The 18,474-nt window shown below is 68.3% G+C and carries 15 protein-coding genes and 2 pseudogenes; 6 read left to right on the forward strand and 11 right to left on the reverse strand.

What is annotated here, in order from left to right; genetic code table 11:
* Window positions 1-26 precede the first annotated feature (26 nt).
* The 3 genes from ACGFML_RS17470 to ACGFML_RS17480 all read left to right on the forward strand — a co-directional run bounded on the left by ACGFML_RS17470 (window position 27) and on the right by ACGFML_RS17480 (window position 2,383).
* Window positions 27-227 carry a hypothetical protein gene (locus tag ACGFML_RS17470; protein WP_393544555.1) on the forward strand — a complete coding sequence of 67 codons (201 nt, stop codon included), beginning with the start codon at window positions 27-29 and terminating at the stop codon, window positions 225-227.
* Between the two features lie 253 nt (window positions 228-480).
* Window positions 481-1,785, forward strand: coding sequence for a hypothetical protein (locus tag ACGFML_RS17475; RefSeq protein WP_393544556.1), 1,305 nt, complete (start codon window positions 481-483; stop codon window positions 1,783-1,785).
* 184 nt (window positions 1,786-1,969) lie between these two features.
* Window positions 1,970-2,383, forward strand: a complete 414-nt coding sequence (locus ACGFML_RS17480; protein ID WP_393544558.1) for an SHOCT domain-containing protein — start codon at window positions 1,970-1,972, stop codon at window positions 2,381-2,383.
* Between the two features lie 198 nt (window positions 2,384-2,581).
* Here the strand turns inward: ACGFML_RS17480 and ACGFML_RS17485 are convergent, their stop codons facing one another.
* The 9 genes and pseudogenes from ACGFML_RS17485 to ACGFML_RS17525 all read right to left on the reverse strand — a co-directional run bounded on the left by ACGFML_RS17485 (window position 2,582) and on the right by ACGFML_RS17525 (window position 13,063).
* Window positions 2,582-3,766 (reverse strand): PP2C family protein-serine/threonine phosphatase, encoded by a 1,185-nt coding sequence (locus tag ACGFML_RS17485; RefSeq protein ID WP_393544560.1) that lies wholly within the window; start codon window positions 3,764-3,766, stop codon window positions 2,582-2,584.
* Between the two features lie 1,849 nt (window positions 3,767-5,615).
* Window positions 5,616-6,170, reverse strand: coding sequence for a hypothetical protein (locus ACGFML_RS17490; protein ID WP_393544561.1), 555 nt, complete (start codon window positions 6,168-6,170; stop codon window positions 5,616-5,618).
* Window positions 6,171-6,240: 70 nt separating this feature from the next.
* A complete protein-coding gene (locus tag ACGFML_RS17495) occupies window positions 6,241-6,708 on the reverse strand; it encodes a hypothetical protein (RefSeq protein WP_393544710.1) in 468 nt (155 codons plus the stop codon).
* 313 nt (window positions 6,709-7,021) lie between these two features.
* A pseudogene (locus tag ACGFML_RS17500) lies at window positions 7,022-7,605 on the reverse strand (acyltransferase domain-containing protein); the annotation flags it as partial.
* The gene (locus ACGFML_RS17505; RefSeq protein ID WP_393544701.1) at window positions 7,548-8,699 is read right to left on the reverse strand and encodes an acyltransferase domain-containing protein; all 1,152 of its coding nucleotides are present in this window, start codon (window positions 8,697-8,699) and stop codon (window positions 7,548-7,550) included. The pseudogene ACGFML_RS17500 and the gene ACGFML_RS17505, both read right to left, overlap by 58 nt.
* 12 nt (window positions 8,700-8,711) lie before the next feature.
* Window positions 8,712-9,412: pseudogene (locus ACGFML_RS17510) on the reverse strand (polyketide synthase); the annotation flags it as partial.
* Between the two features lie 255 nt (window positions 9,413-9,667).
* Window positions 9,668-10,222 (reverse strand): EF-hand domain-containing protein, encoded by a 555-nt coding sequence (locus tag ACGFML_RS17515; RefSeq protein ID WP_393544563.1) that lies wholly within the window; start codon window positions 10,220-10,222, stop codon window positions 9,668-9,670.
* 367 nt (window positions 10,223-10,589) lie between these two features.
* Window positions 10,590-11,396, reverse strand: a complete 807-nt coding sequence (locus ACGFML_RS17520; protein WP_393544565.1) for an alpha/beta hydrolase family protein — start codon at window positions 11,394-11,396, stop codon at window positions 10,590-10,592.
* Window positions 11,397-11,518: 122 nt separating this feature from the next.
* Window positions 11,519-13,063, reverse strand: a complete 1,545-nt coding sequence (locus tag ACGFML_RS17525; protein ID WP_393544567.1) for an FMN-binding glutamate synthase family protein — start codon at window positions 13,061-13,063, stop codon at window positions 11,519-11,521.
* 611 nt (window positions 13,064-13,674) lie between these two features.
* Between ACGFML_RS17525 and ACGFML_RS17530 the strand changes: the two genes are divergently transcribed.
* Window positions 13,675-13,857 (forward strand): DUF5132 domain-containing protein, encoded by a 183-nt coding sequence (locus ACGFML_RS17530; RefSeq protein ID WP_393544569.1) that lies wholly within the window; start codon window positions 13,675-13,677, stop codon window positions 13,855-13,857.
* A 133-nt stretch (window positions 13,858-13,990) separates the two neighbouring features.
* On the opposite strand, the gene ACGFML_RS17535 is transcribed toward ACGFML_RS17530, so the two are convergent.
* Together ACGFML_RS17535 and ACGFML_RS17540 are read right to left on the reverse strand one after the other, a co-directional pair.
* A complete protein-coding gene (locus ACGFML_RS17535; RefSeq protein ID WP_393544702.1) occupies window positions 13,991-14,629 on the reverse strand; it encodes an ABC transporter ATP-binding protein in 639 nt (212 codons plus the stop codon).
* An 82-nt stretch (window positions 14,630-14,711) separates the two neighbouring features.
* The gene (locus ACGFML_RS17540; protein WP_393544570.1) at window positions 14,712-16,151 is read right to left on the reverse strand and encodes an ABC transporter permease; all 1,440 of its coding nucleotides are present in this window, start codon (window positions 16,149-16,151) and stop codon (window positions 14,712-14,714) included.
* 189 nt (window positions 16,152-16,340) lie between these two features.
* On the opposite strand from ACGFML_RS17540, the gene ACGFML_RS17545 reads away from it, so the two are divergent.
* On the forward strand, window positions 16,341-17,003 hold the full coding sequence (locus tag ACGFML_RS17545) for a response regulator transcription factor (protein WP_393544572.1): 663 nt from the start codon (window positions 16,341-16,343) through the stop codon (window positions 17,001-17,003).
* The gene (locus ACGFML_RS17550; protein WP_393544574.1) at window positions 17,000-18,223 is read left to right on the forward strand and encodes a sensor histidine kinase; all 1,224 of its coding nucleotides are present in this window, start codon (window positions 17,000-17,002) and stop codon (window positions 18,221-18,223) included. The genes ACGFML_RS17545 and ACGFML_RS17550 overlap by 4 nt, the downstream gene beginning before the upstream one ends.
* The last annotated feature ends 251 nt before the right edge of the window (window positions 18,224-18,474 follow it).

An 18,474-nucleotide genomic window follows, 5' to 3' on the forward strand; every position in this document is an offset into this window, starting at 1 on the left:
CACCGACGGAGGGCAGGACCACGCCCATGAGATACGAGATCCGCGTGACGGGCCGCCTGTCGACGGTCGTGGCCGAGGCGTTCCCCGAGCTGGAGAAGGCGCTCGTTCCGGAGCAGACGCTCCTGTTCGGTCAGGTCACCGACGAGGCTCACCTCTACGGGCTGCTCATCCGCTTCCAGGATCTGGGCCTGCGGGTCCTGGAAATGCGCCAACTGCCGGAACCATGACAACTGCGGGGATCATGACAACCGCCGGAACCATGAGCGCACGCCGACCACAACGAGCGCGACCGTCGGCTCTCACCGGACGCCGCACGGGTGGGACGCCGCACGGCCCAGACCGGCTGAGAGCGCAGGGCTCGCCCGTCACGGGTGAGGTGGATCCGCCCGGACGGCGCGAGGGTGGATCGAGGAACAGTGCGAAGGAGCACCCATGGACCCGTCGCCCGCTGCCTCCGCCCCTGAAGGTCCCCGGGGCCCCTTGAGCGCCACTGAGCGAGCGGAATACGAGCAGCTGCGCCGCGCCGCCGGTACCCGGCACCGCCGGCTGCGCTACACCGTGACCTCCCTGCTTCTGGTTTTGGCCTTCGTCCTCGCGCCCCTCGGCGTCGTCGCCGCCTGGGTGGACTCCCAGGTCTCGGACACGGACCGGTACGTCCGCACCGTCGCACCCATCGGCAGGGCACCCGCGGTCCAGAACGCGCTGACCGACCGTGTGACGGACCGGGTCGTCAGCTACATCGACACCGATGAGATCGCGGCCGCACTCACGCGCGCTCTGCAAAAGGCCGGCGCACCGCCGCCCGTGGTCGACAGATCGGGCGCACTGGCGGGCGCGTTGAAGAGCGGCGTCACCAGCGCGGTACACGGAGTGGTGAACAAGGTCGTGACGAGCGACCAGTTCGAGAAGGCGTGGGACGCCGCCAACCGCAGGGCGCACGCGGCGGTGGTGAACGTCCTCACCGGTGACGGCGGTAGCGCCGTCGAGGCCAAGGGCGACACCATCAGCCTCAATGTCGGCACGGTGATCAAAGAAGTGCAGAAGAAGCTGGTCGACGCGGGCTTCAAGAAGGCCGACAAGATCCCTGACATCGACAAGTCCATCGTGCTGGTCAAGACCGACAAGCTGAACAAGGCCCAGGACGCCATGCTCCTGCTCAACATCGTCGGCGTCTGGCTGCCCGTGCTCGTGGTCGTACTGGCGGCGCTTGCTGTGTGGGTGGGGCCCGCGCACCGTGTGGCCATGATGAGCGCGGGAGTCGGCGTCGGCGTGATGATGGCGCTGCTCCTCATCGCGTTCGCTTTCTTCCGCCAGACGTACCTGGACTCCGTCCAGCCCAAAGTGCAGTCGCCGGACGCCGCCTCCGTCGTGTACGACAACCTTGTGCGGTTCCTGTCGCAGAGCACCCGCACCGTGCTGGTCATCGCAGTGATCGTTGTGATCGCGGGCTACCTGTACGGGCCCGGACGCGGCGCCCGCTCGATACGTCGCACCACCGTGCGCGCCACCGAATCCGCCGGGCGGCTCCTGGCTCGGGCGGGGCTGCGCACGGGCGGCGTGGGTCGCTGGCTCGACGGTCACCGCAGCTGGACGACGGGAATCGTCTTCGGCGCGGGAATTCTGGCGCTGTTCCTGCTGAACTACCCGACCCCGGGCTGCGTGGCCACCGTCCTCGGCCTGGGGGTGCTGGTCCTGGCGATCCTGGGAATCCTTGCGGCCGCGCGGACGACACCGGCACCGACGGAGACGGGCCCCGGCGCCGCTCGCCCACGCCACGGCCCGTGAGCACTCCGTGAGCACTCCGTGAGCAGTCCATGAGCAGTCCGGGCTCCTGCCGACCGTTCTCGGCCTCCTACGGACCGGACGAGCAGACCGATGGCGAAGCCTCGTTGTTCACCCGCAAAGGGTGATGTTCACGCCCCCGGAGCGGCGGAGCCTGAACGTGACGACGAGCGGCAGGAGGAAGAATATGGGCAGCCTGTACCTGGCGTACGACTATCCCGTGCTGGGCGCCTTCTGGACAGTTATGTGGATCTTCCTTTGGGTCCTGTGGCTGATGGTGCTCTTCCGTGTCATCGCCGACATCTTCCGTGATCACGAACTGCATGGCTGGGGGAAGGCGGCCTGGCTGCTCTTCGTGATCATCGTCCCCTTCCTGGGCGTTCTGGTCTACGTGATCGCACGCGGAAAGGAAATGAGCCAACGCGAAGTACGGCAAACCAAACAACACCAAGAAGCCCTCGACACGTACATTCGCGAAACGGCGGCAGGTGGCGGAGGCAAGAGCGGCGCTGACGAGCTGGCGAAGCTCTCGGACCTCAAAGCAAAAGGTGAGATATCGCAGGAAGAGTTCCAGCGGGCGAAGGAGAAGTTCCTGCAGTGAGCCCTTGCCAACCTGCGGGGCGGGGCCGGCAGTTGGGAAGGCGGCGCGGTGAAGCCAGTGAAGCCTCTGGTAGAGGGGTTTTCGACCAAGAGAACCGTCTCCGCCAGAGGCTCATATGGCTGTCCACTCGCCGCGCACCGCGTCGACGTCGGTGTTCGCTCCTGCCTGGCCCGGGAGCTCAGCGATCGCGTGAGCTGCTCAGTCGGCGTGGTCGGGCGAACCTGTGAGGTGAACCATTTTCCTGAGCTGGTGGCCTGGGGCGAGTCTCGGCGAACGTTGGATCGCCACCGCGGCCGCGTCATCGTTGAGCTGCCCTCCGACATAGGCCGTCAGGTCGGTGCGGATGTGGTCCAGTAGTGCTTCAGGACCGCTGTCGGTCCATTGAGCGACGCGTTCGGCGAGCGGGTAGAACGTTCCGTCGGACGAGCGGGCCTCGATGATGCCGTCGGTGTAGAGCAGGAGCGTGTCATCGCCCTCAAAGACCAACGGGTCGATGGTCAGGCCCGTCCTCGGCAGATCGCACATGCCCAGCGGAGGCTCCGTGTGGCGTGGGTACAGGGCGGTCACGTGGTGCTTGTGCAGCAGCAGGGGCGGGGGATGACCACAATTGATCATCCGAGCCACCGGATCCTCATCGGGGATGTCGAGCATCAGGACGGTGACGAACTGCTCGTACAACTCGTCCGCCTCGGAGTGCGGGGCGTGCTCGACCAGGTGCCGGCAGATGCTCTCCTCAAGGACGCCGGCCAGTTCCGCGAGAGTGGCGGAACGGTGGGCGGCGTCCCGGAAGGAACCCATGATCACGGAGGCGTCACTGATGGCGGTCATGCCTTTGCCACGGACGTCACCGATGAGCAGCCGCGCGCCGTTCCCGGTCCGGGTCGCCGCGTACAGGTCCCCGCCGATCAGTGCCTCGTCATCGGCTGCCCGGTACGCCGAGGCGATCCGCAGCGGGCCCAGTCGATGGGGCAACGGCGGCAGAACCACCCGTTGTGTGGCTTCGGACACCGACCGTACTTGCTCCAGCTGACGCATGCGGTGCTCGCGCTGGCGGCTGAAGATCACGATGACGAGCGAGAGCAGTGCGAGAGCGGCTATCTGCACCTGGTGGTTGGTCGAGAACAGTTCGTTCGGGTCCCGCAGGACCGCGATGATCGCCTGTGCCACCACAGCGAGCGCGCCGACCAGTCCGGTCAGCCAGGGACCGGCGAACCAGGGAGTGATGGCGGGGGCGACAATCAGCAGCGGCCCCAGGTGGATGTCACCCGGGACCAGAACGTCCACGACCGTGATCGCGACGATCAGCCCGAGCGGTATCGCCAACAGAGCGTGATCCGTCTGCCATGGCTGCCACAGATCCGCGATGCGCCGCCGGAAGCCCATATCCCCACTCTGCACCGGCTACAGATGGACCGCAGGGCGTATGCCGGCCCTCGCATGCGACGTGCCAAGCCCGACGAGGCCGAAATGGTGCTGCCGAGCCGCGACTTGCCTTGGCCGTGCCGGCCCGGAGGCAAGTGATGAGACAGCCTTGGGCCCGTGCCTGGGGTCGGTTCGGGGGGACACCCCTATCAAGCCGGGTCTGCTCGTGACAGGCGCTCATCAGAGCGCGCTGTTCAGCGGCCATACGTTCCGGGGCATGCCAGTCGCATTGCTCTCTGGCGACCAGGGATCCCGCTACGGACGGTACGTCGCCGACCGTGAAGGGCAGTCAGATCCCTTGGCAGTCAGACCCCTTCGGTCTCCGCCTCGCTCATCGCGAACGCAGCTGCGAGCGGCATCATGCGGACCGCTGCCAGGCGACCATCACCGACGGCGCACCACGCCCGGTCGGCGCCGTACGCCGCGTCTCCCGCACCGGCGGACCACGAACAACCCGGCTGGCGGGGACCGTCCGTCGCGATCGCATCCCCATGTCCCGTCGGAGGCCGACGAGGGCTGGCAGTCGGCTGCCGGATGGGGCTCGAAGCCGGCCGCCCGACGGATCTCCACGGGTGCGTACGCGGAAACACGGCATGCTTCAGCGCGCGGAACAGCACATCCGATCTGCGGGAAGGGGGTGGCAGCGTGACTACGGAGGGTGTTTGTGCCTGGTCGGGCCCATGATGAGGGGATGTTGCGCACCCCTGCGGACGTCACCGGGTGCAACCGTGCATCACGCGGAGCACTGGCGGGGCGAATTGCCCTTATTTATAGCCCTATTGCCTTGTTGATGGTCGGGTCGGCGACGTAGCGTGAAAGTAGACGCAGTCGGAATGGCTCGTCAGCAACGAACACTCAAGGAGGCGACTATGAGCTTCCGTATGACCTTCCCAGGTCGGCGCCATGGTTGCGGTGATGACTGGGGCTACGGTGGAGGCTACGGCTACGGCCGTGGCGGTTACGGACGCGGCGGCTACGGCCGCGGCGGCTATGGACGCGGCGGCTTCGGCCGTGGCGGTTACGGACGCGGCGGGTTCGGTCGCGGGGGCCGTTTCTAACGGACACCGCTACTGACCCAACGCTCTGAGACGAGGCGGCTCGCGCCCCCGCGCGGGTCTGCCTCGTATGTATGGGGAAACGAGGAGCACGGACAACTCGGTTGCCCATCGCTCGAGATCCGGGGCCCCCGGGTTCGACGGTGCTGCCGGACGCAGGGGCGGCTACCCACGAGGTGTCGACAACTGCCCTGCGGTGGGCGCGGATTGAGACCTTGCCTGGTGAACCCGACACCACGACCGAGGGCGGTGGCGTGGTCGAGGCAGATGCTCGCTGACACGCGGACCGGAAAGCGTCTGCCGTCAAGTACACCTCTTGCACTTTCACTTCGGCTTGCCGTGGCTTGCCGTATGCGCTCTTCGAGCATGGTCGCGGTCGTCGTCTCCAGTTGCCACGACCACGACAAGAAAACTTCTGGCCATCTTTCCAGCGATCACCTCTCACTGAACTCGAGCAGCACGGCCGCTCCTCGCCATTGCTGTCGGAAAAACCAGGGGTGACCTCATGTCAAAACCCGAGTCGTCAGTGGATGCGGCGGCTCCTGCGGCAACTGGAGAGGTGTCCACAACCGGCTGCGGATGTGGGCCCTGGATGGCACGTGGGAGCGAGTCTTCACCGTGCTGATGGCCCAGCCGACGCCCATGAGGACCTGACCTGACCTGACCTGGGCGGTGTCGGTGGACTCCACGATCGTGCGAGCTCACCGGCATGCGGCCGGAGCCAGTCGGCGCGTCTGCCGATTGCCGCTACCGAGTCATTGCGTTTTCAGCTTGCGGCTTCCGGCTCGGTTCTTCGCGATGTTTCGTGTCTTCTTCCTGTTGCCTGAGTCGGCGAGCAGGGCGAGTACCGCCGGCGACGTCGACCTCTCGGCGAGGAGGCGCTGCATCCAGTCCGTGACCTTCGCCAACTCGGCCGGTGTCGGCACGTGACCGTCCTTGATGGACAGGTAGAACAGCCAATCGTGGATGCGGCGGCGGATGAACTCGCGGTACCCCTCGGTCTTGAGCCGGTCGGTCTCCGGCAGTAGTTCGGCGGACCACTGCCGGAACTCGGCAGGGCCGGTCACCTTCATCGCGATGCTGTCCACGAGGGCGACCACCGCCGTCTTGGACGAGATCTCGTGGGGGTCGCGCAGGATCGTGGCCACGGTCGCGCGGTCTCGGTCGCGGCTCGGCGAGGAAGCGGTCACTGAGACGACGCGTTGGTACGCGGACGATCGGACGTGCTCGTCCGCGACGGCATCGTCGACGTCCACGTCGAGGATGCCGGCCCCCGCGAGCAGCTCGGCCACATCGGTGTGCCATGTCATCGCTTCATCCCGTCTCGCAGGGTTGGTTCTTGGCGCCTCGCATCGCTCCCGTTCGGCCGGAGCATCGAGACTATGTCCCGTCGGTCGGTTGGGGCGAGGTGCGGAGCTGTGGGTCGGCTGCCGACAGGCCGAGGGCGGCGGGGGAGTACGGACTGGTCTCGCCCACGGGCGCGGGGACGATGAGCCGGTCCGTCAGGTCACCGAAACGGTCACGGAGTTCGACCCCGAAGTCGCTGGGGGTGGCACTGCGCACTGCGAAGATGCCGAGGATGTCGTCGTCGATGTGGTCGGCCATCCGTCGCCATCGCTCAGGGTCGTCACTGACGCTCAACACCGCCAGTTCGTCGGCGAGTTCGCCGAGCCCATGCGGCTCGAAGACCGGTCGGTAGGCGCGGGTGGCGCACCACAGCGCGATCAGTATGCGGGCGTGGCGGGTGTCCTCCGAGGTGATGGCGAGCAGCGGCCCGTGGGAGATGGTGAAGTCGGCGCGGGTACGGCCGGAGCGGGCCAGGCCGTGTTCCGCTGCAGGGAGCAGCACGTCGGCCAGACTGCGCCTCCAGGGCGTCCGGATCGCCCTCCGGGTCCGCCGACTGATCGTTGCCGACGGGGGAGGGGGATGGGGACGGGGAATCCGTCCGGTGCCAGGGGTAGGTGGGGAGGTCGATGTGGTGGGTGGGTTTGCCGAGGATGGTGGTCCAGTTGGGGTTGGCTCCGTTGGTGTAGAGGGTGGCCAGTGAGTGGTGGAGGGTGGGGAGTTCTGGGCGGTGGCGGCGCAGGGAGGGGGGTGCGGGGGAGCCGGTGGTTCGGAGGGGGTTGGTGAGGACGGGGTGGGGTGAGATTTGGAGGAAGATGACGGGGTGGGTGTGGAGTTGGGAGCGTACGGCGGTGTCGAGTCGTACGGTTTCGCGCAGGTTGCGCCACCAGTAGTCGGCGTCGAGGGTGGTTCCGGGCAGTTCGGTGCCGGTGACGGTGGAGATGAACGGGATCTGTGTGTGGCTCGGGGTGAGCCCGTCGAGCGCATCGAGCAGGGGCGCGCGGACCGGATCGACACTCGGCCCATGCGCCGCGTACCGCACCAGAACCGGAAGGCAGGAGACACCGAGCCGCTCGCAGCCTGCGATGATCCGCTCGATCTGCTCGCTGTCACCGCTCAGTACCGTTGTCCGCGGGCTCTCCTCGACCGCGACAGTGGCCCGCGCCCCCAAGGTGCCCAACAGTTCGGGGATGTCCGCGGCAGGTCGCTCGACCCAGCACATGCCGCCATCGGCCGCGCGTTCCTCGATGAGCCGGGCCCGGAGACAGCTGATCCGCCCGCCTCGCGCAGCGACAGCGCGCCCGCCACCTGCGCGGCCGGAACCTCCCCCTGGCTGTAGCCCATCACGGCGTCCGGCTCGATGCCCCACGCCCGCCACTGCGCGGCCAGCGCGGCACCCATCGCCCACAGCGCGGGCTGCACACCACAGCGGTCCTCTCCAGCCACGCCTCGTCGTCGTCCGCCAGGTGCTCCAGGAGGGAGAATCCGCCGTACTCCCGGATCACCTCGTCGCACTCCCGCAGCGTCTCCGCGAACACGCCGCCGCCTGCGAGCAGTTCACGCCCCATGCCCGACCACTGCGCCCCCTGGCCGGAGAAGACGAACACGATCCTCGGCCGTGCGGAGGCAGGTCCCTCGGAGGCGGCGACACCGGGATGATCCTGGCCGTGGGCGAAGACGTCGAGAGCAGCCGCCACCTCGACCGCGGTCCTGCCCGCGACCGCGAGCCGGTACTCGTAGTGGGACCGCCGGGTGGCCGCAGCGGCGCACACCTCCCGCAAGGGCGGAGCCCCGGGCGCGCTCAGCAACTCCCCATAGCGCTCCGCCAGCGTCCGAAGGGATTCGGCGGAGCGCGCGGAGAGCGCCAGCAGGCAAGGGGCTTCGGGCCCCGGATCCGGCGTCGCGGCGACATGCTCCGGTGCGGTGGCCAGCACCACGTGAGCATTGGTGCCGGTGGCGCCGAAGCTGTTGATCCCGGCCAGCAGCCGCCCGACGGGGGGAAGCTCGACCCGCTCGCGCGGCAGCCTCAGCGGCACCCGGCCCCAGTCCACGGCGGAGGTGGGCACCTCCAGGAAGGGCAGCGCGGGCACTGCCCTGCGTTCCAAACTCAGTACGGATTTGATCAGACCCACCACGCCTGCCGCGCCCTCGCTGTGGCCGAGATTCACCTTGGCGGATCCGACCACACACGGAGGGCGGCCGTCCCGACCCGCCATGACATCCGCCAGGGCTTGCAGCTCCGCCGCGTCCCCGGTGAGGGTGCCGGTGCCGTGGGCCTCGATGAAGTCCAGGTCGGCCGGCTCCACACCGGCCGCCGCGCAAGCCGCCCTCATCAGTTCGGCCTTGGCCCCTGCGTGCGGCGCCGCCATTCCTGCACCGGTGAAGCCGTCGTTGTTGACCGCGCTGCCGAGGATCACCGCTCGCACCCGGTCGCCATCGGCCAGAGCGCGCGCCAGGGGCTTGAGGACGACGACCCCTACCGCCTCGCTGCGCACGTACCCGTCGGCGGCCGCGTCCCCGAACAGGCAGCGCCCGCTCGGATCGACCGCCCCGGCACCGGCCAGCGGAACGGTGTGGACCGGCCCGAGAATGGCGTTGGCTCCACCCACCAGCGCCACGTCGCAGTCACCTCCGCGCAGTGCCGCACAGGCAAGGTGGGTCGCGGTGAGCGACGAGGAACAGGCGGTGTCCACAGCGATGGAAGGGCCGCGCAGTCCGAAGGCGTAGGAGATGCGGCCGGCCAACGTGGAGCGGGTGCAGCCGAGTTCGGCGTAGAAGTCGAGCGTAGGGAGATCGTCGATCTGCCGCAGCCAGTACTCGGATTGGAGGCAGCCCATGAAGACGCCCGTACGCGGACCGGCCAGCGTGTGCACGGGAATCCCGGCGTCCTCGACGGCCTCGTACGACGTCTCCAGCAGGAGCCGCTGCTGAGGGTCGGCTCGCCGTGCCTCGCGCGGGGACATATCGAAGAAGTCCGCGTCGAAGAGCGCGAGTCGGGCAGGAACCCGCCGCGCGAGCTGGGTACCTTGCCCGGGGTGCGGGTACCGGGGTCGAGCAGTTCCCGCATCCACGGCCGGTCCGCCGGGGCTTCGGCGACGCCCTCCCGGCCGGTTACCAACAACTCCCACAGCGCGTCCGTGTCGGGTGCGCCGGGAAAACGGCCGCTGAGACCGATCACGGCGATGGCGTCGCCGGACAACTGAGACATCGGGAACTCCCTGGTACATGTCGGTGTGCCCTTCAGACCGGTTGGCGCCGGCGCCTCACGTCCCCGCTCGTCGGCCGTGCGTCACTGAACTCACCAACAGGGCATCGGCGTGCAGGCACAGCGGCGGTGGCAACCGGGGTCGCACGGCCCGAGGCCGAGGCGGATGCGACCGGAGGCGATGGCGCACTCACGTCGGCGAGACGTCGCCCGCAGCCCGCACCGGGACCGGCCCTTCGCCCAGCCTCGGCATGAGCGTCAGCTCGCCGAGTCGGCCGGGCCGAGCAGCCAGTTCCCCGGGGCGTCGGGGTCGGCGCTGAGATAGAACTCGGAGATCGCCGCACGGAACTCGTCGTGGCTGATCACCCCGTTCCCATTCCGGTCGAGCCGCACGAAGGCCGCTCCCGAGTGCTCCGGGGGGATGCCCAGCGCGTGGTACATGCGCACGTATTCCTCGCGGCTGAGCACCCCGTCGGCATCGGTGTCCAGCGCCTGCATCAGGGCGTCGGCGATCGCGAGGACAGCACCCTCGAAATGCTCGGGGGAGGTGACGTTGGCCTCCATGACGGTGATGAACTCCTGCCGGGAGACCCGCTCGTCGCCGTCGGCGTCGCCGTGCTCGCGGAGCAGCTGCCACCACTCCTGGAAAGCGTTCCGCATGGCGGTGGCATTCGCGTGGTCGTCCTTGGCGGCCAGCTTCGTGAACAGCTCGGCCATGGCCTGAAGGTCGTCTTGGGTGAGCTGCCCGTCGCCGCCCTGGTCGAACCAGTCGAAGAGGATGCTGAACTTCTGGTTCTTCACCGCACTGGTCATTCCGTGTCCCTCGGCTCCGTAGGAGGCGGCGCAGCTGAGCAGTGCGCCGTGATCACCGGAACGCTAGAAACAACCCGCCGCCGATGGCCATGGGGGCAGGAGTAGACAACCAGTTCGAGCGAAGGGCGCGTCACAAACATCGAACATGTCGACGATGGGGAGTGGCCCCAGAGTGGGTCGCCCTGCCGAGCCAGTGACTGTGATAGTGGCAGGCCCTGGGCGCAGCCCGCACCACCGGCCGGTCGCCGTCGGCATCGACGGAACTGGCGGTCGGCCCGAGCTCTGCCGCCTCGGCGCCTCGCGCATGGGCCCCACGCTGGACCGTCGGTTTGTGCGGAGCCATCGGAACATGCGGGCGTTCCCGTACCTATTCGGGCGAGGTCTTCGCCACCTGAGATGTCCTTCCTGCGGGCCGTGACGCGTGGATGTACTGGTCGGCCCAGGCGCTGATGATGTGGGCGGCTCGCTGCGCTTGTCCTCGGGCGGTCAGGAAATGGTCCGCTCCTTCGAGCGAGACGAAGCTTCGCGGGTGTCGTGCCTCGCGGAAGATCTCCCCGGCGTTGTCGATGTCGACGGTGTTGTCGGTCGGCGAATGCAGCACGAGCAGCGGCAGGTCCAACTCGCCAATGCGGTCGCGCAGGTGAGCTTGGCGGACGTCTTCGACGAAGGCGCGCTTGAGGACCAGGGTCCTCCCGCCGACGAACCACTCGTGCGACCCTTCACTGAGCACGCGCTCCACGACCGCGTCGTACTGTCGCTCGACGTGGCTGGGATCGACCGGCGCTCCGATCGTGGCGACCGCGCGGACGCCGGTTGCCTCGGCCGCCGCGGCGAGGACGGCGGCGCCTCCCCATGAGTGCCCCACCAGCAGGTCTGCCGGAGTCCCTCGCTCCGCCATCAGGGCTGCGGCACGGATCGTGTCCTGGACCTTGACGGTGAAGGAACCGTCCCCCCAGTCGCCGTCGGAGTCCCCGATTCCGAGGTTGTCGAAGCGCAGCATTCCGATCCCCTCGCGTGCCAGCTGCTTGCTGACGCGCGAGGCGGCCGGCGAGCCCTTGCCGAGCGTGAATCCGTGCACGAAGATTCCCCAGCCGCGGATCTCGCCGTCCGGCAGGTCGATCGCTCCGGCCAGTTCGGGGCCGACGACGCTCGGGAAACTCACTTTTTCGCTCATGTTGTGATCACCTAGGCAGGGGCTGTTCGTGGAGCAGGGAAGACAAGGGTGCCACCAGCCGGCGCCACGCGCGCGCTCCGGGCAGCGGAGCAGTGAGCGCGGTGCCTGCTGTGATCGGAGGGTCAGGCGGGCGGCTTCTGGTCGGAGGACTGCTCGGTGGTGAGCAGTGCAGTGATCTCATCGGCGAGGTGCGGGCCGAGCTCGCCCCAGCCTTCCTTGTAGCCGTAGACGCCGGCCAGGGTGCGGGCCTCGTAGTCCCCGTTCATGATCTCGACGTCGGTGGCCGTGATGAGTGCCGGGTGGGCGACGCCGACGGCAGCCGAGACTTTCATCAGCTCCTTGCGGAGGGTACGCAGGTAGACAGCGGCCCGGGTGGCCTTCGAGGTCGGGTCGAGGCCGCGGGCCAGCCACGGGTTCTGGGTGGCGATGCCGGTGGGGCACTTGTCGGTGTGGCACTTCTGCGCTTGGATGCAGCCGATCGACAGCATCGCCTCACGGCCCACGTTGATCATGTCGACACCCAGTGCGAAGGCGACCGCGGCGTTCTCGGGCAGGCCGAGCTTGCCGGAGCCGATGAAGGTCAGGTCGTCGGTCAGCCCCAGCTCGGCGAAGGCGCCGTAGACCCGGGAAAATCCCATCCGGAAGGGCAGTGAGACGGAGTCGGAGAAGGTCAGCGGTGCCGCGCCGGTGCCGCCCTCGCCGCCGTCGATGGTCACGAAGTCGACACCACGGTCACCACGCGCCATCAGTGTGGCCAGCTCCTGCCAGAACTCCATCTCTCCCACCGCGCTCTTGATTCCGACCGGCAGGCCGGTCTCGGTGGCGAGCAGTTCGACGAAGTCGAGCATCGAGTCGACGTCGCTGAACGCGGTGTGCCGCGACGGGGAGGCGCAGTCCTCGCCGAGCGGGATGCCGCGGATCTCGGCGATTTCCGGGGTCACCTTCGCGCCCGGAAGCATCCCGCCCAGCCCTGGCTTGGCGCCCTGCGAGAGCTTGATCTCTATCGCCTTGACCGGGGCGCCGGCGACCACATCCTTGAGCTTGTCGATGTTGAAGCTGCCGTCCTCGTTGCGGCAGCCGAAGTAGGACGTACCGATCTGAAGGACGAGGTCGCCGCCGTTGCGGTGGTACGGCGAGAGGCCGCCCTCGCCGGTGTTCTGCAGGGTGCCCGCCAGCGCCGCCCCGTTGTTGAGCGCCGTGATCGCCGCGCCGGAGAGCGATCCGAAGCTCATCGCCGAGATGTTCACCACGCTCGCCGGCCGGAACGCCTTGGCCCGCCCGCGCGGCCCGCCCAACACCTTGGCCGAGGGCAGCGGGGCCTGTGGGTCGTGCGCGTCGGGCAGCGTGCCGGCGAACGTGCGCTGCTTCAGGTATGCGTGCCCCTGAATGTGCTCGACGTCGTTGTCGGTGCCGAACCCGAAGTAGTTGTTCTCCCCCTTCGCCGACGCGTAGATCCAGGTGCGCTGGTCACGGCTGAACGGGCGCTCCTCGTCGTTGGAGGTCACTATGTACTGCCGCAGCTCCGGCCCGATCGTCTCCAACAGGTACCGGGCATGCCCGATCACCGGGAAGTTCCGGAGCAATGCGTGCTTCTTCTGGACAAGGTCACGAGCGGCCACCAGTGCCAATGCTGTAGCGGTGGCCGTGGCGATGCTCCGGGCGCGCATGAACGTTCCTCTCCTCGATGCTCGACTCCATTGCCGTGCGGTGGAGTCGTCGTGTCGTGTCGGGCGTTGGGCGGCGGGCACGACCCCGCGGGCGTCAGCGTCCGTCGGAGAACGCGAAATGATATTAGGGGCACGCTCGGACAGGCGTGGGGTCAGGGTCGTCGGGTGGGGCGGTCGTCCCAGCGGTGGGCGGTCCAGGCGCGCCCGGGCCTGCAGTCAGGCGCTGGAGCGCGGACCGGCAGGGGACCGGAGGGGGCCGGGGCCGGTGAGCACGAAGCCGTGGCCGTCGCACCGGACGACGTGCCGGAGCCGGCCAGGTCGGGGCTGCCCGGGGTCGGCGTCGAGGACAGCTTCCCGATCCCTTTCCGCGGCCGCTGTCCGCTCCGGCGCGCCTCCGTCCGAACGAATGAAAGGCGTCGGCGCCCCCGGGCGTATCGGCCGAGGGCCGATTAGGGTGATTTCGGTGGGGGATTCCTGCCCAGCGCCGCCGGCCACGAGGGATGGGCGCGTGCGGCGGCAGCCGTGCCGTGTACACAAGAGAGGCTTCGCACATGCCCCCTGTAGTTCCTCCCTTCCTCGTCGGCCTGATCACGGCCCCTCTGATCAAGAGAGTGGCCAAGCCGCTGGTGCGGGGCATCATCAGGACGTCGGTCGGCCTGACCCTCGAAGTCAGGCGTGCAGCCATCGAGGCGGGCGAGGAAATCCAGGGCCTCACCGCCGAAGTGGCTGCCGAGAAGCTGGCGAGTTCGGCTCGCAGGCCTCGTCTGAAGGCCGACGGTGAAGTAACGGCGTAGGGTGCCCCGGCTCGCTGAGTACCTACGGTCCGCGCGAAGTCGGTCCGCGTGGGATACGCCTGCGGGGCACGATCTCCGGAGCCCCGTCGCCGCGCACGGCGACGAGGACACCGGCCCCTCGTGTGCCCCCGGATCAGCCCTGGGGGACCAGCTTCCCGCGCTTCAGGTTCAGCGTCTCGTCGCAGGCGGCGGCGACCTCCCTGGAGTGCGTCACAACGATCACGCACTTGCCGTCGTCGTGGGCCAGCTTCTGGAAGATCTCGATGATGCCGGCGGCGGTCTCGTGATCGAGGGCGCCGGTCGGCTCGTCGGCGAAGAGGATGTCTATCTCGCAGGCGAGTGCGCGGGCGATTGCCACGCGCTGCTGTTGGCCGCCGGAGAGTTGGAGGGTGCGGCGGGTGCGGTCGCCGGGCTCGATCCCGAGGAGGTCGAGTAGTTTGTTGGCGCGCTGCTTCCTGCATCCGCCCCTGACACCGGTGATCTCCATGGCGGAGGTCACGTTCTGGACGGCGTTCATGTAGGTGAGCAGGTTCAGCGACTGGAACACCGTGGCCACGTGTCGGTTGCGGTACGTCCCGAGGCCGAGTGTGGCCACGTCGCCTCCCCTGAAGCGGACGCTGCCGGAGGTGGGCGCGTCAAGTCCGCTGGCCAGGGACAGCAGCGTCGTCTTGCCGGAGCCGGACGGTCCGACGATGGCGTACATGCGGCCGGCCTCGAAGGCGTACGAGACGGACTTGAGGACGACGCGACGACGGTTGCCGGTGCTGTACATGCGGCTTACGTCGGCGAGTTCGAGGACCGGCGCGGTCGTGCCGCCGGGAGCGTTCGTGTCGGTGCTGGGAGCGGAGTTCACGTCAGTCGCCCTTCGTGAGGATGTCGCGCGGGTTGAGGCGCAGGATGCGGGCGCCGGGAACGAGGGTGGCCAGGGTGGCGATGCCGAGTCCGGTGGCGCCGACCTTGGCGATGTCGGCCGGGCCGAGGTGCACGTCGAGCGAGTCGATGGGGTCAACCGCGGGCCGGTCGTCGCCCTGCTTGCTCATGCCGCTGGGGTCGCTGTGGTCGGGTTGGAGGTTCTCGTTCTCGGCTTCCTTCTTGGCCGAGTCGACCTCGCCGGCGAGCAGCTTGTTGCCGATCGCCCCGGAGATGAACTGGCTGCCCACGCCGGCGAGTCCGATCGCGATGACGGAGCAGGCGACGACCTCGATGAGGTGCTGGCCGAGCAGCTTGGGCTTCTTCTCGCCGAGGGAGAGCAGGATGCCCAGTTCGCCGCGGCGCTCGCGCAGGTGGGAGGCGACGATGAGTGCGAGAATGATCGTGCCGGCGACGGCGACGAGCCACACGGTGACCGTCGCGAAGCTCGCGGTCCTCGTGATGGGGCCGACGAGCGTCTTGTACTGCTTGTCGTTGACCGAGATCGGGAAGATCTGAAGATCGGCGCCCGCCTTCTTCGCGTCTTCCTTGAGCTGCTCCAGGTCATGGGGGTCGTTCAGCTTGAAGGTGGCCGACTTGAGGGTGCCGCCGCCGTCGGTGGTCTTGCCGCCGAGCAGGCTGGCGCCCTCGATGTTCGTGTAGACCTGGTTGGCCGGGTCCATCATCGCGGGCACGTACTGGCCCGTGTCGGCCATGGTGTTCTTGTAGATGCCGATGACCTTGAACGCGTGCTCCGACTTGTCCACGCCCGGCATCAGCTCGCCGATCTTGAGCTTGACCTTGTCGCCGATCCTGAGCTTGTTGTCCTCGGCCACACGCTCCTCGACGACGATCTCGTCCTTCTCGGTGTCCGGTCCGATGCCCTTCCCGGCGATCATCTTGGAGTCCCCGTTGCGGAAGGCGCTCACTTCGTTGAGTTTGCGCACACCGTCCACCTTGAAGAGGTCGGTGCCGGTGGTGTCCTGGCCCGCAGGCGCCGGGACCGGCTGGTAGAGCTTGGTGGTCCCGGTGGGAAAGGCCGCCCCGTCGGCCGTGTAGTTGCAGTCGGCGACCACGGACGACGTGCAGATCTTGTCGACCAGGTCGCGCTGCAGATCGCCGGCGGACCCGATGGTGCCGGGAATCTGCCCGTGGCCCTCGCTGCCGTTGTTCTTGCCCGACGCCAACAGCCCGTTCACGTCGAGCTGCATCGTGGCCACCGCGCCCACGCTCTTCTTGGCACTGTCGGCCGCGCGCGCCGCCGCCGACTGGATCAGAAAGCCGGACAGCACCAGGGTGCAGATGACGAAGAACAGGCCGACCAGCATCAGCGTCTTGCCCGGGGCGCCGGTGAGCCGCCACCACGCACGTTTGAAGAGGTTCATGGATGGCACGCTATGAAGCCGGTGCTTTGAACGACGTTTGCAAAAACGTCACTCACGCGCACCCCCATACACGAATCAAACACGGCATCTGGTAAATGTGACGGAAACGCTGGGAAACGGTCGGTATCCCTTTGTCCGCGCCCCGCGTTTTTCAGGGAATTCTCAGGAACGGTGAAAGGGTCGACGTACGTGCGGGTTTTGGTGGTCGAGGACGAGCAGTACATGGCGCGTGTCCTGGAACTCGGACTGCGTCGCGAGGCCATCGCCGTCGACGTCGTCCACAACGGGGCGACGGCCCTGGAGCGGGTCAGGGTGTACGACTACGACGCCGTGGTCCTGGATCGGGACCTGCCGGGGGTGCACGGCGACGAGGTGTGCCGCCGCATCGTCGAAATGGGGTTGGACTGTCGCGTGCTGATGCTCACGGCGGCGGGTCGGCTCGGCGACAAGGTGGAGGGCCTGGGCCTCGGCGCGGACGACTATCTCGCCAAACCCTTCGACTTTCCCGAACTGGTCGCCCGATTGCGCGCATTGTATCGACGCAGCCCCATGGCGCATTCCCCGATCCTGACGTTCGCCGACCTCACCTTCGACACACATCGACGCCGGGTGATGCGCTGCGGTGCAGAAATCAAACTCACGCCGAAGGAAATGTCCGTCCTGGAACTGCTGATGCGCGCCGACGGCGGGGTCATGAGCGCGGAGTATCTGCTCGACAAGGCGTGGGACGCGCACGCCGATCCGCTCACGAACGCCGTGCGACTCGTGGTGCACACGCTGCGCAAGAAGCTCGGCGAACCGCAGCTCGTGCACACCGCGATCAGCGCGGGCTACTACCTGGGCACGAAGTGAGGTGGCGTCGGGGCCGCGAGCGCCGGCCCCGCACGCTGAGCATCCACGCCCGGCTCTTCTTCGGCTTCGGGGCCGCGCTCGCAGCCTGCTCGGCGCTGATGGTGGCGGTCATCTACATCGGGATCCGTTATCTGCCGACCTACGACTTCACGACGCCGGTCGTCGTGCCGCAGACCGAGGCGAGCCCCCCGCACGTCGCACCGAAGCACGAGTCGGATCTCCAGGATCCGCCCCTGAAGCGAGGCGACACGATCGATGTGTCCGGCCTGATCCGCGACAAGGAGGACGTGTGGGCGACGGTCCTCGCGCTGTCCATCGGCGGCGTGATCGTGGTCCTCGGCGTCGGCCTGGGCGCGGGCTGGCTCCTGTCGCGACGGTTGCTCGCACCGCTGCACACCATCAATCAGGCGGCGGCCAAGGCCGGCGAGGGTGACCTGACGTATCGGATCCGCGCCCAAGGCCCCCATGACGAACTGAAGCAGCTCGCCGACACCTTCGACACGACGTTGGGGCGCCTGGCGAAGTCGTTCGCGGCGCATCAGCGGTTCGCCGCGAACGCCTCGCACGAGCTGCTCACACCGCTCGCGACGACCCGGGCGATTCTTCACATGGCCGACGGCGATACGTCGAAGGAGGAATTCGCCGAGCTGATGCCGATGCTGCGCGAGACCAACGAGCGCAACATCCAGGTCGTGCAGGAGTTGCTGCGGCTCGCGGCGGTGGAGCAGGAGACCCACGACACCGAACCGGTGGACATGGTCGAGCTGACGGAACAGGCCGTCGCCGAGCAGCGGGCCGGGGCCGGGGCCGGCGACGTGACGATCACCGCCGCGACCGACACCCTCGAACCCTGCCATGTCATGGGCAGCGAGACGCTTCTGCGGCAACTCGTCGTGAACCTCCTCGACAACGCCCGTACGCACAACGTGCCGGACGGCGCGGGCGATGTACGGATCAACCGCGTGGACGACGCGATCGTCCTGGAGGTCGCCAACACGGGTCCGCCGGTCGACCCCGAGGTGGTGGACCGCCTCTTCGAGCCCTTCTACCGGGCCCACCCCCGCGTGGCCAGCGACCGCAGCGGCCATGGTCTGGGCCTCGCGATCGTCCGGTCGATCGTGGGCGGCCACCACGGCACCGTGACGGCACGAGCGCGGGCCACCGGCGGCCTCCTCGTACGGGTCGAGCTGCCGGCGTGGCATCAGGCACCGGACGACTGAGCCGCCCGCCCATCCCTGACGCCACGCCCGCAGCTCGACCCGCCGGGTCGGCTACGCGGTGAGCGGTGAGCGGTGAGCGGCGAAGAGGGGGGAGGGGGCCGGGCCCGGGCCCGGTGGCCAGGTCGGTGTGCCGGCCGTCCTCGTCACGCCCCAGGTCCGGGCCGCCGAGCATGCCGATGCCGCCCATCGGCACCGCCGTGCCGTACTCCCGGACCGTCATCGCCGCGGCCCGTGCCGGCGTCCGGCGCGAG

Origin of the sequence: Streptomyces sp. NPDC048650, from assembly GCF_043199095.1 — a bacterium.
In the GTDB taxonomy this organism is placed as follows: domain Bacteria; phylum Actinomycetota; class Actinomycetes; order Streptomycetales; family Streptomycetaceae; genus Streptomyces.